The sequence below is a fragment of the Brevundimonas sp. genome, assembly GCF_036400995.1.
GTDB lineage: Bacteria > Pseudomonadota > Alphaproteobacteria > Caulobacterales > Caulobacteraceae > Brevundimonas.
In genome coordinates, this window is record NZ_DASWWG010000077.1 from 24,600 (window position 1) to 35,907 (window position 11,308).

Genomic DNA, 11,308 nt, shown 5'->3' on the forward strand with positions numbered 1-11,308 from the left:
GCGGGCGCATTAAATAGCCGCCCCATGACCGATACCCCCGCCCCGTCGTCGGAGGGACAGGCCGCCCCCAAGCGCCTGTTCATCAAGACCTACGGCTGCCAGATGAACGTCTATGACTCCGAGCGCATGGCCGATGTCCTGCGCCCTCTGGGTTATGCCGCGACCGACCGCGCCGACGACGCCGACTTCGTCATCCTGAACACCTGCCATATCCGCGAGAAGGCGGCCGAGAAGGTCTATTCCGAGCTCGGCAAGATGCGCGAGCTGAAGGACGCCAAGGCCAAGGCTGGTCTGGGCGCCATGACCATCGCCGTGGCCGGCTGCGTCGCCCAGGCCGAGGGCGAGGAGATCATGAAGCGCCAGCCGGCGGTCGATCTGGTCGTGGGCCCGCAGGCCTATCACCAGCTGCCCGAACTGCTCACCCGCACCGCCCGGGCGCGCGGCGAGCGCATCGGCGCCGATTTCGCTCCGGACGAAAAGTTCGACGCCCTGCCCGCCGAGCGCGGGGTCGACGGTTTCACCGCCTTCCTGACCGTGCAGGAGGGCTGCGACAAGTTCTGCACCTTCTGCGTGGTGCCTTACACCCGCGGCGCCGAGTGGTCCCGCCCGGTGGCGGCCATCCTGAAGGAGGCCCGCGAGCTGGCGGCCAAGGGCGTGCGCGAGGTCACCCTGCTGGGCCAGAACGTCAACGCCTATGACGGCGAGGGGCTGGACGGGAAGCCGTCCACCCTGGCGCGGCTGGCCTGGCTGCTGGCCGAAATCCCCGGTCTGGATCGCATCCGCTACACGACCAGCCACCCCAACGACATGTCGGACGACCTGATCGAGGCGCACCGCCAACTCGATGTCCTGATGCCCTGGCTGCACCTGCCGGTGCAGTCCGGTTCGGACCGCATCCTGCGGCTGATGAACCGCAAGCACGGACGTCAGAAATACTTCGACCTGATCGAGCGCATCCGCGAGGCCCGCCCCGACATGGCCATGTCGGGCGACTTCATCGTCGGCTTCCCGGGCGAGACGGATCGGGACTTCGAGGACACCATGGATCTGGTCCGGCGCGTGACCTACGCCTCGGCCTTCTCCTTCATGTATTCGCCGCGTCCGGGCACCCCCGCCTCGACCATGGGCGCGCAGGTGCCGGACGCGGTGTCGCGCGAACGGCTGCAGGCGCTGCAGACCCTGCTGTTCGAGCAGCAGACGGCCTTCAACGAGTCCCGCGCGGGCATGACCATCCCGGTCCTGTTCGAGCGGCCCGGCAAGTTCGACGGCCACGTCACCGGCCGCTCGCCCTGGCTACAGCCGGTCTATGTCGACGGGGTCGCGGATCAACTGATCGGCCAGATCGTTCCGGTGAAGATCGAGAGCGGCGGTCTGAAGTCGCTCAGCGGCACACTTTTGAGGAAAGCGGCCTAGTGGCGCGAGAGAGTGAGTTTCTGGCCCTGGGCGATGAAGCCCTGCGCGCCGTCATCGGCCCCAACAGCCGGCACATCGCCCTGATCGAGGACCGCTTCAAGGTTCTGGTCGAGACGCCCGGCGGCGGGGTTTCGATCAACGGTTCGGCCCGGGACCGCGCCCAGGCCAAGCGGGTCATCGAGGTCCTGGCCGACCGCGCCGAGCAGGGCGTGGAGATCACCGAGGCCGACGTCCGCACCGCGCTGGGCGCCGCCGTGGCCCAGCCGCGCGCGGGGCAGGGTTCGGTCGCGCCGGACGCGGTGGCCCTGCCGGTCGGCCGTCGCGGGGCCATCGCGCCCAAGACGGCGGCGCAGGCCCGCTATCTGGAGCTGCTGTCCCGCTGCGAGCTGACCTTCGGCGTCGGCCCGGCGGGCACGGGCAAGACCTTCCTCGCCGCCGCCTACGGCGCCTCCCTGCTGCGTCGGGGTCAGGTGGACCGGCTGGTCATCACCCGTCCCGCGGTCGAGGCGGGTGAGAAGCTGGGCTTCCTGCCCGGAGATCTGAACGAGAAGGTCGATCCCTATCTGGCTCCGATCTGGGAGGCGCTGAACGACATCCTCGGTCCCGACGATGTCCGCCGTCGTCGCGACAAGGGCGAGATCGAGGCCGCCCCGATCGCCTTCATGCGCGGTCGCACGCTCAGCCACGCCTTCATCATCGTCGATGAGGCGCAGAACCTGACGCGCCTGCAGATGAAGATGGTGCTGACCCGGCTGGGGGAGGGGGCCCGGATGGTGGTCACCGGCGACCCGTCGCAGATCGACCTGCTGAACCGCCGCGATTCCGGCCTGCCCCATGCCCTTCGCATCCTCGACGGGGTGCAGGGGGTCGGTGTGCTGAAGTTCGAGGCCCAGGACGTGGTTCGCCACGCCATGGTCGAGCGGATCGTCCGCGCCTACGACGCCGACGCCGCGGCCCCGTCGCCCGATCTGGAAGAGCCGCGCCGGTGATCGAGATCGAGGTCGAGGACACGGTCTGGACCGCCGCCCTGCCCGATGTCGAGGCGGTGGTCGAGCGGGCGGCCGGCGCGGCCCTGGGCGCCGTCGAGGGCGACATCGTCGTCCTGCTGACCGACGACGAAAGCGTGCGTCAGATCAACGCCCGCTTCCGGGACCGCGACCGGCCGACCAATGTGCTGTCCTTCCCGGCGGCGGAGAGCGCCTTTCCGCACCTCGGCGACCTGACCCTGGCCTACGGCGTCTGCGCCCGCGAGGCGGTCGAACAGGGCAAGACCCTGTCGGACCACCTGTCGCATCTGGTGGTTCACGGCGTCCTGCATCTGCTCGGTCGCGACCACGAGGACGACGCCGAGGCCGAGGAGATGGAGGCCGAGGAGCGATCCATCCTTGCCAGTCTGGGCGTCGCCGACCCATACACGCTGGATGAGCATCCTCTCGGCGACGCCTGACATTGAGAGCCCCCGCGCGCGGCTGATCCTGAGGTTCGGCCGCATCGGCCTGGCCCTGGCCGCCGGCGCGGCCGCCGCCCTGGCGCATCCGCCGTTCGGCATCCTGCCCGGCCTGCTCGGCTACGCCCTGCTGATGTTCCTGTCCGAACGGTCCGGGACGGTGCGCGGCGCCTTCTGGATGGGCTGGCTGGCGGGCTTCGCCTACTTTTTCATCAGCTGCTGGTGGGTGGCCGAGGCCTTTCTGGTCAATCCCGCCCAGGCGTGGATGGCCCCGTTCGCCGCGTCGGGCCTGCCGATCGGCCTGGGCCTGTTCTGGGGGACCGCCACGGCCCTCTATCGTCGGTTCATGCCCGAGGGCATGGCGCGGGTTCTGGTCTTCGCCGCTCTGTTCTGCCTGCTGGAATGGCTGCGCGGCCATGTCCTGACCGGTTTCCCGTGGAACCCGGCGGGCGCCAGCTGGAAGGCCGGTTCGGCCGTTTCTCAATTCGCCTCCGTCGCCGGGGTCTATGGACTGGGCTTCGTCACCGTGGCCACGGCCGCCGCCTTCGGTCCCCTGCTGAACGCCGGCCCCCGCAAGGCCCGGATCGTCACGGCGGTCCTCGGGGCGGTGGTCCTGACCGCGGTGATGATCTCGGGCGCCGCCCGCCTGTCGTCGGCCCGGCTGCAGCTGACCCCGACCGTGGTGCGCATCGTCCAGGCCGACGTGCCCCAGGCCACCAAATGGACCCCGGAAGCCTATCAGGGGATCGTGGATCGCTATGTGAACCTGACCGGCCGTCCCGGCGCGGTTACGCCGGACCTGATCATCTGGCCGGAAGGCGCATTGCCGGCCACCGCCAATGACGTGTTCGCGCCGGGTTCGCCGGACGCCGCGGCCATCGCCCGGGCGGTCCTGCCGGGACAGAGCCTGATCCTCGGACTGGGCCGGGGCGTGCCGGACCCGGCCGCCGCCGAGGGCGCGCGCTATTTCAACAGCCTGTTCGTCCTGACGGATGAAGGCGGCGACGGCCTGCGCATCTCCGGGACCTATGACAAATACCGGCTGGTGCCCTTCGGCGAGTTTCTGCCGGCGGGTGGTGTGATGAGCGCCCTCGGCCTGCGCGCCCTCACCCATATGCCGCTGGACTTCAGCGCCGGACCCCGGCCCGCGCCGATCGACATTCCGGGCGCGCCGCGGGCCCAGCCTCTGATCTGCTACGAGAGCCTCTATCCCGGTTTCACGCCGGGCTCCGCCGGGCGTCCGGGCTGGATCGTCAACATTTCGAACGACGCCTGGTTCGGCCGGACCTCGGGCCCGCTCCAGCATCTCAACCTGGCCAGCTATCGCGCGATCGAGACCGGGCTGCCGGTGGTGCGCGCCACCCCGACGGGGACTTCGGCCATGATCGATCCCTGGGGGCGGGTGATCGAGGGCCAGCGGCTCGACGCCGGCGAGAGCGGCGTGATCGACGCGCGGCTGCCGCAGGCGGCTCCCATCACCCTGTACGGCCGTATCGGCGACCTTCTGTTCTGGATCTGCGTCGTCGTCGGCCTGCTGTGCGCGGTCCCGCCGCGCCGGGTGATTCGTTTGAAGACCGTTGTTCCTTAAGGGTGATTCCCCTTGCGGTCGGTGCGGTTGACCAGCAGATTCCCGCAACGCGAGAAACGTGGCGGTTCAAGGGCCAATAACCCGCCAAGGTGGCCCTGATTTCTGCATTTTTTGATGACACAGCCCCGCTGGCAGCGCATTCAGGCTTGGCCGATTTATCGACTTCCAAAGGGCGTACGACTATGGCGAGAGGCAAGGGCGAGGATGGCCCTCATCCCGTGGACCGGCATGTTGGCCGGAGAGTCTGCGAGAAGAGGCTGGCCCTCGGCTATAACCAGAGCGACCTCGGTCGCGCCCTGGGCCTGACCTTCCAGCAGATCCAGAAGTACGAGAAGGGCGCCAACCGCATCTCGGCCTCGAAGCTCTGGGATATCGCCCGCTTCTTCAAGGTGGACATCGGCTACTTCTTCGAAGGTCTGAGCGGCGCTCAGCTGGCCGGCGTCGCCGAGGGCGAAGCGGCTTTCGAACACGACTTCCCGGCGACCCGCTACACCATCGAGATCGGTCGTCTGTCGCCGCAGCTGTCCACCCGGCAGCAGAAGCTGGCGCTGGAGCTGATCCGCGACATGGCCGATCGCAAGGAGACCGACGAGGACTGATCGTCCTTACGGTCTTCAGGCGCCTTCGCTTCCCGCTGACCGCCGCCGACCGAAGTCGGGGGCCGCCGCCTTCTGCTCGGCCCAGTAGGCGGCGCCTTCGCGTGGCTTGAACATGGTCTTGGGTACGCCGTCCCGCGACAGCACCGCGAAGGTGTTGGTCGAGGCCTGGTACAGCAGGACGTCGCCGTTCGCGCGTTCCACCCGTTCCGTGCCGGCGGGCGGGTTCGAGGTGAAGGCCTGCACCCGGGCGAGATAATCCTCGGCCGTCCGGGCCCCGAAGTCGGCCCCGTTCCGCTCGAACAGTCGCGCCACCTTGGCGTCCACCGTCTCGCGCCGGTTTGCGGTCAGGACCGGGCGGGCCTCGGCGGGCGCGGCCTCGATCGTCGCCGCCGCCGCCGCCGCCGTCATCGCCGGGGCCGGCGCCGTTTGCGAGGCTTCCGCCGTCCGATCCCGCGTCTCCACCGCCGAGCCGCCGTCGCCGCACCCGGCCAGAGCCAGTCCGGTCCCCAACGCGGCCCCGATGACCGCGACGCTGAACGCTCTACGCATCATACCCTCCAACGTTGAAACTTCTTCGGCCGAACCCTAACCACAGGTTAACAGTTCTTGCAATGTTCCGTTTCGCGGAAGCGTCACTCGACGCGGGCGGGCGCCGTCGCTAGATCAGCGGGATGACCACGGCATCGCTGTCCGGACGCAAGGTCCTGTTGATCGTCGGCGGCGGCATCGCCGCCTACAAGGCGCTGGAACTGGTGCGCCTGCTGAAGAAGTCGGGCGCCGAGGTGATGAGCGTACTCACATCGGCGGGCGCCGAGTTCGTCACTCCCATGTCGCTTGCGGCCCTGACCGGCCATCCGGTGCGGCAGGCGCTGTTCATGCCCGAGGACGAGACGGCCATGGGCCATATCGAGCTCTCGCGCTGGGCGGATCTCGTTGTCGTCGCCCCGGCCACGGCGGGCCTGATCGCCAAGGCGGCCAACGGCTTCGCCGACGATCTGGCGTCGACCACCCTGCTGGCCACCGACAAGAAGGTCCTGCTGGCCCCGGCCATGAATGTGCGCATGTGGCTGCACCCGGCGGTGCAGGCCAACGTCGAGCGCCTGAAGGGCTTTGACGGCTTCCACGGGGTCGCCGTCGTCGGTCCCGACGAGGGCGAGATGGCCTGCGGCGAGTTCGGGCCGGGCCGCATGGCCGAGCCTGCCGCCATCCTGTCGGCCATCCAGGGCCTGCTGGCCGGGCCGGCCGGACGCGCGCTGACGGGCCGCAGGGCGGTGGTCACCGCCGGACCGACCTTCGAGCCCATCGACCCTGTCCGGGGGCTGACCAACCGCTCCAGCGGCAAGCAGGGCTACGCCATCGCCACGGCCCTGGCCGACCTGGGCGCCGAGGTGACCCTGATCTCGGGACCGGTGGCGCTGGACGCCCCCGTCGGCGTGACCCGCGTCTGGGTCGAGAGCGCGCGCGAAATGCAGGCCGAGGTCCACAGGCATCTGCCCGCGGACATCGCGGTGATGAGCGCCGCGGTCGCCGACTGGCGCGTGGACGGCGTCGCCTCCGGCAAGATCAAGAAGGCCCCGGGCGGCCCGCCGTCGCTGGCCCTGATCGAGAACCCGGACATCCTCGCCGGCGTCTCCAAGCCGGGCAAGGCGCGGCCGACGCTGGTCATCGGTTTCGCCGCCGAGACGTCGGACCTCGAGGCCAACGCCCGCGCCAAGCTGTCCCGCAAGGGCTGCGACTGGATCGTCGGCAATGATGTCTCCGACGACGTCTTCGGCGCCGACGGCAACGCCGTCACCCTGTTCACGAAGGACGGCGGCGCCGATGTCTGGCCGCGCCAGTCCAAGACCGAGGTGGCCCGCAAGCTGGCCGCCCGCATTGCCGACCACTTCGGATAGATCTTTTCCACACGTTGTCCACTGCGGGTCCACCGGAGGCTCCACGGTGTCGTGAAGGTCATCCCCGCTTGGTGTCCTATTGCCCCCCAAGCGAGGCTCTCGCGGAGCACTGCGAGCGCGATAGGGATGTCGGTAGACTCATTGTCGCCGTCCCACCCCGATAGAGCTACCTTCATGACGACCGTCCGGATTGAACGTCTTCCGCACTCCGATGGATTGCCGCTGCCGGCATACGAAACGCTCGGCTCGGCGGGCATGGACCTCCGGGCTGCAGTTGAAGAAAACATGCCACTAATGCTTGCGCCCGGAGCGCGGGTGTTGGTCCCTACGGGTCTGAAGATTGCACTTGAGCCGGGCTATGAGGCTCAGGTGCGTCCGCGCTCGGGCCTGGCGCTGAAGCACGGGATCACCTGCCTGAACTCGCCCGGAACGATCGACAGCGACTATCGCGGCGAGGTCGGCGTCATTCTGATCAACCATGGCCAAGAGTCCTTTGTAATCAAGCGTGGTGAACGCATCGCCCAGATCGTCATCGCGCAGCATGAACAGGCGCGGATGTTCGAAGTCGAGGCGCTGGACGAGACGGCGCGGGGCGCGGGCGGCTTCGGCTCCACGGGTCGCTAGGGCTGTCGGGAGCGATTCCGCGAGACCGGCGTTAACCCTGCGAAGCGGTCAGGCTTGGCCGTATGCAGATGGAGACGACCGGTATGGAATCCCTGATCGATTCAATCACCGCCTTCCTGTCCGGCCTGTTCGGTCTGGCCCAAGGCGGGTTTGACGGCGTGAACCAGGTCATGGGCCTGCTGATCGCGGTCATCGCGGCCCTGCTGATGCCAGCGTGGAACCGGCTGTGGGCCACGGCGCTGGGCGCGGCCTTCGTGCATATCCTGATCGGGGTGGTTCGCCCGGTGCTGGACGGCGCGCCCCTGGTCCTGCCGCCCCTGCTGACCCTGAGCTTCTGGATGACCGTGCTGGCCCTCTTCCTGGGCTATGCGATCGTCATCGCAGTCTTCTTCCTGATCAAGTCGCTGGTCACCGGCGGCGGTCACGGCCGCAAGGCTCACGCGCACTGAGCTTATTCCTCCCCCTTGGGGGAGGGGGACCGCGTAGCGGTGGAGGGGCGCCTACCGCGCACTCCGCCGACGCCCCTCCACCATCCTTCGGATGGTCCCCCTCCCCTGAAGGGGAGGAACTGGAATACGCTCAAGCAGCGAGCGACCGCGTCGCGAGCGATAGCGTCCTTCAGGCAGGCCGTTAGGCTTGTCTGAACCCCAACACATCCTGCATGTCGTAGAGCCCCGGCTTGCGGTTGCGCACCCAGGCGGCCGCCGCGACGGCGCCGCGCGCGAACAGCGAGCGGTCGATGGCCGAGTGGCTGAGGGTCAGCATTTCGTCGTCCGAGGCGAACAGGACGGTGTGCTCGCCGATGATCCCGCCGGCGCGCACCGACGAGAAGCCGATCTTGCCGCTCTCGCGGGGGCCGGTGATGCCGTCCCAGGGGGCGGCGCGAACATCCTCGAGGTCCTCGTTGCGGCCCGCGGCGGCCGCTTCGCCCAGCATCAGGGCGGTGCCCGACGGTGCGTCCACCTTGCGGCGGTGATGGGCCTCGGTGATCTCGATATCCCAGTCGCGGGCGTCCAGCCGCAGGGCGGCGTGCTCGACCAGACCGATCAGGATGTTGACGCCCAGCGAGAAGTTTCCGCTGCGCACGATGGCCACGGTCTCGGCGGCCCTGAGGATTTCGGCGTCCTGTTCGGGCGACAGGCCCGTGGAGCCGATCACCAGGGCGGGGCCGCCCCGCGCGGCGCAGGCTTGGGCCAGCTCGACCGAGGACTCGGGGGTGGAGAAGTCGATCACCACGTCGCACAGCGACAGGTCCGGCGTTTCGCCCCGATCGAAGCGGGCGGCGACCACAACGTCCTCGCGGGCGTCCAGAACGGCGGAGACGGCCCGGCCCATGCGGCCCCGGGCTCCGGAGATGCCGGCGTGGAAGATGGCGCTCAAATCAGTTCCCCCAGGGACGGAAATCCCGGCCTTATTGGGCCGTTTCCTTGCTGTCGCCAAGGATGTCAGCCCAGAACCGCTTGGCCTTGCCCGCGAAGGACGAGTTGCGCGGGGTCTGGGTCTCGCCCAGCGAGGCGGCCAGTTCCTCCAGAAGCTCCTTCTGGCGGGGCGTCAGGTCGGTCGGGGTCTCGACGAACAGCTCGACCACCAGATCGCCGCGCTGGCGGCCGTTCAGGTGGGGCATGCCCTTGCCCTTGATGCGCACGGTCTTGCCGGTCTGGGCGCCCGCCGGGACATCCACCGAGGCCTTGCAGCGACCGTCGCAGGCGTCGGAAACCAGACAGGGAGCGTCGATCTCGCCGCCCAGCGCCGCCACGGTCATCGGCACCGGAACGGTGACCAGAAGGTCCAGATTGTCCCGCTCGAACAGTTCATGCGGGGTGACCGACAGGAAGACGTACAGATCGCCGCGCGGACCGCCGCGCTGGCCGGCGTCGCCCTCGCCCGACAGGCGGATGCGCGAGCCGTCGTCCACGCCCGCGGGGATCTTCAGCTGCAGCTTGCGGTTCTTCCGCACCTGGCCGTGGCCGTGGCAGGTCCCGCAGGGCTCGGCGATCATCTTGCCGTTGCCGCCGCAGCGGGGGCAGGTCCGTTCGACCTGGAAGAAGCCATTGGCCGAGCGCACGCGCCCGGCGCCCTGGCAGGTGGTGCAGGTGGTTGGCTGGGTGCCCGGCTTGGCGCCCGAGCCCTCGCAGGTGTCGCAGGTGGCGGTGGTGGGGACCGAGATCTCCACGTCGGCGCCCTTGTAGGCCTGCTCCAGCGTGATCTCGAGGTCGTAGCGCAGGTCCGAGCCGCGACGCGGTCCGCCCTGTCGTCCGCCGCCGCCCTGACGGCCGCCGAAGGCGTCTCCGAATGCGTCGCCGAAGACCTGGGAGAAGATGTCGTTGAGGTCGTGGAAGCCCTGGCCGCCGCCGGCGCCGAAGGGATTGCCGCCCGCCCCGCCCCCGGCATGACCGAAGCGGTCATAGTGGGCGCGTTTGTTGTCGTCGCTCAGGACGGTGTAGGCCTCGGAGATCTCCTTGAAGATCGCCATGGACTCTTCCGAGCCGCCGTTGCGGTCCGGGTGGTGCTGCATGGCCAGCTTGCGATAGGCCGACTTCAGGCCCGCCGCGTCGATGGTCCGCTCGACCCCCAGAATCTCGTAGTAGTCCCGCGCCATCCGGCGATTGTCCTCTTACTCTGGCCCTGTCCGCGCGCCTGTTCCCGGCGCTGAGGTCAAAAGGGCTGACCGGGCTGACATGGGCGCCCGATCCCGTGATGCAAGTTTCATGAAAAGACCCCGCCCGTCGCAGGACAAGCGGGGTCTGGTTCAGTTCACACGAAAGCCGCGGCTTAAGCGCTCTTCTTGTCGTCGGAGTCCGAGACTTCCTCGAACTCGGCGTCGACCACGCCGTCGTCCGCCGGCTGTTCGGCCGAGGCCGCATCGGCGTTGTTCTGGGCCGCGTACATGGCCTCGCCCAGCTTCATCGAGGCCTGGGCCAGGGTGTTGGTCTTCTCACGGATGGCTTCCGGATCGGTGCCGTCCTTGGCCGACTTCAGGTCGTCGATGGCCGACTGGATGGCGGTCTTGTCGGCGTCGCCGATCTTGTCGCCGTGTTCCGACAGGGCCTTCTCGGTCGAGTGGATCAGGCTGTCGGCGCCGTTCTGGGCCTCGACCAGCTCCTTGCGGGCCTTGTCGGCCGCGGCGTTGGCCTCGGCTTCCTTGACCATCTTCTCGATGTCGGCGTCCGACAGGCCGCCGTTGGCCTGGATGCGGATCGACTGTTCCTTGTTGGTCGCCTTGTCCTTGGCGGTCACGTGCACGATGCCGTTGGCGTCGATGTCGAAGGCGACCTCGATCTGCGGCATGCCGCGCGGCGCCGGGGGAATGCCCATCAGGTCGAACTGGCCGAGGATCTTGTTGTCCTGGGCCATCGGGCGTTCGCCCTGGAAGACACGGATGGTCACGGCCGACTGGTTGTCGTCAGCGGTCGAGAAGGTCTGCGCCTTCTTGGTCGGGATGGTGGTGTTGCGTTCGATCAGCGGGGTGAAGACGCCGCCCAGGGTCTCGATGCCCAGGGTCAGCGGGGTCACGTCCAGCAGCAGCACGTCCTTGACGTCGCCCTGCAGCACGCCGGCCTGAACGGCGGCGCCCAGCGCAACGACTTCATCCGGGTTCACGCCCTTGTGCGGCTCCTTGCCGAAGAAGGCCTTCACGGCTTCCTGCACCTTGGGCATGCGGGTCATGCCGCCGACCAGAACCACCTCGTCGATGTCCGAGGCCTTCAGGCCCGCGTCCTTCAGGGCCTTCACGCACGGCTCG

At 68.7% G+C, this 11,308-nt stretch carries 12 protein-coding genes; 8 read left to right on the plus strand and 4 right to left on the minus strand.

Annotation, left to right across the window (positions count from 1 at the left end; all coding sequences use genetic code 11):
* Positions 1–24: 24 nt before the first annotated feature.
* From miaB to VGE03_RS11320, 5 genes are all read left to right on the plus strand, one after another.
* Positions 25–1,413, plus strand: a complete 1,389-nt coding sequence (gene miaB / locus VGE03_RS11300) for a tRNA (N6-isopentenyl adenosine(37)-C2)-methylthiotransferase MiaB (RefSeq protein ID WP_331046576.1) — start codon at positions 25–27, stop codon at positions 1,411–1,413.
* Positions 1,413–2,402, plus strand: a complete 990-nt coding sequence (locus tag VGE03_RS11305) for a PhoH family protein (RefSeq protein ID WP_331046577.1) — start codon at positions 1,413–1,415, stop codon at positions 2,400–2,402. The genes miaB and VGE03_RS11305 overlap by 1 nt, the downstream gene beginning before the upstream one ends.
* Positions 2,399–2,860, plus strand: a complete 462-nt coding sequence (gene ybeY, locus VGE03_RS11310; RefSeq protein WP_331046578.1) for an rRNA maturation RNase YbeY — start codon at positions 2,399–2,401, stop codon at positions 2,858–2,860. The genes VGE03_RS11305 and ybeY overlap by 4 nt, the downstream gene beginning before the upstream one ends.
* On the plus strand, positions 2,835–4,448 hold the full coding sequence (lnt, locus tag VGE03_RS11315; protein WP_331046579.1) for an apolipoprotein N-acyltransferase: 1,614 nt from the start codon (positions 2,835–2,837) through the stop codon (positions 4,446–4,448). Before ybeY ends, lnt begins: the two co-directional genes overlap by 26 nt.
* Before the next feature lie 218 nt (positions 4,449–4,666).
* Entirely contained in the window at positions 4,667–5,047 is a 381-nt protein-coding gene (locus VGE03_RS11320) for a helix-turn-helix domain-containing protein (RefSeq protein ID WP_414644938.1), read from the plus strand.
* Positions 5,048–5,062: 15 nt separating this feature from the next.
* Here the strand turns inward: VGE03_RS11320 and VGE03_RS11325 are convergent, their stop codons facing one another.
* A complete protein-coding gene (locus VGE03_RS11325; protein ID WP_331046581.1) occupies positions 5,063–5,596 on the minus strand; it encodes an S-type pyocin family protein in 534 nt (177 codons plus the stop codon).
* Between the two features lie 122 nt (positions 5,597–5,718).
* Between VGE03_RS11325 and coaBC the strand changes: the two genes are divergently transcribed.
* The 3 genes from coaBC (at position 5,719) to VGE03_RS11340 (ending at position 8,015) form a co-directional block, all read left to right on the plus strand.
* Positions 5,719–6,942, plus strand: coding sequence for a bifunctional phosphopantothenoylcysteine decarboxylase/phosphopantothenate--cysteine ligase CoaBC (gene coaBC, locus VGE03_RS11330; protein ID WP_331046582.1), 1,224 nt, complete (start codon positions 5,719–5,721; stop codon positions 6,940–6,942).
* 174 nt (positions 6,943–7,116) lie between these two features.
* Positions 7,117–7,566 carry a dUTP diphosphatase gene (gene dut / locus VGE03_RS11335; RefSeq protein ID WP_331046583.1) on the plus strand — a complete coding sequence of 150 codons (450 nt, stop codon included), beginning with the start codon at positions 7,117–7,119 and terminating at the stop codon, positions 7,564–7,566.
* 83 nt (positions 7,567–7,649) lie between these two features.
* On the plus strand, positions 7,650–8,015 hold the full coding sequence (locus VGE03_RS11340; protein ID WP_331046584.1) for a hypothetical protein: 366 nt from the start codon (positions 7,650–7,652) through the stop codon (positions 8,013–8,015).
* A gap of 181 nt (positions 8,016–8,196) precedes the next feature.
* Here the strand turns inward: VGE03_RS11340 and dapB are convergent, their stop codons facing one another.
* The 3 genes from dapB to VGE03_RS11355 form a co-directional block, all read right to left on the minus strand.
* Complete coding sequence (dapB, locus tag VGE03_RS11345) at positions 8,197–8,946, minus strand: 4-hydroxy-tetrahydrodipicolinate reductase (protein WP_331046585.1); 750 nt, start codon at positions 8,944–8,946, stop codon at positions 8,197–8,199.
* Between the two features lie 31 nt (positions 8,947–8,977).
* Positions 8,978–10,165: a molecular chaperone DnaJ gene (dnaJ, locus tag VGE03_RS11350; protein WP_331046586.1), complete on the minus strand. Its 1,188-nt coding sequence runs from the start codon at positions 10,163–10,165 to the stop codon at positions 8,978–8,980.
* A gap of 173 nt (positions 10,166–10,338) precedes the next feature.
* Positions 10,339–11,308 (minus strand): Hsp70 family protein (locus tag VGE03_RS11355; RefSeq protein WP_331046587.1); only part of this gene is annotated, 970 nt, incomplete at its 5' end.

Bases quoted from the DNA above. Each gene is read 5' to 3' on its own strand.
- coaBC (WP_331046582.1), top strand. From the start codon at position 5,719: ATGACCACGGCATCGCTGTCCGGACGCAAGGTCCTGTTGATCGTCGGC.
- miaB (WP_331046576.1), top strand. From the start codon at position 25: ATGACCGATACCCCCGCCCCGTCGTCGGAGGGACAGGCCGCCCCCAAG.
- VGE03_RS11325 (WP_331046581.1), bottom strand. From the start codon at position 5,596: ATGCGTAGAGCGTTCAGCGTCGCGGTCATCGGGGCCGCGTTGGGGACC.
- dut (WP_331046583.1), top strand. From the start codon at position 7,117: ATGACGACCGTCCGGATTGAACGTCTTCCGCACTCCGATGGATTGCCG.
- lnt (WP_331046579.1), top strand. From the start codon at position 2,835: ATGAGCATCCTCTCGGCGACGCCTGACATTGAGAGCCCCCGCGCGCGG.
- VGE03_RS11340 (WP_331046584.1), top strand. From the start codon at position 7,650: ATGGAATCCCTGATCGATTCAATCACCGCCTTCCTGTCCGGCCTGTTC.
- dnaJ (WP_331046586.1), bottom strand. From the start codon at position 10,165: ATGGCGCGGGACTACTACGAGATTCTGGGGGTCGAGCGGACCATCGAC.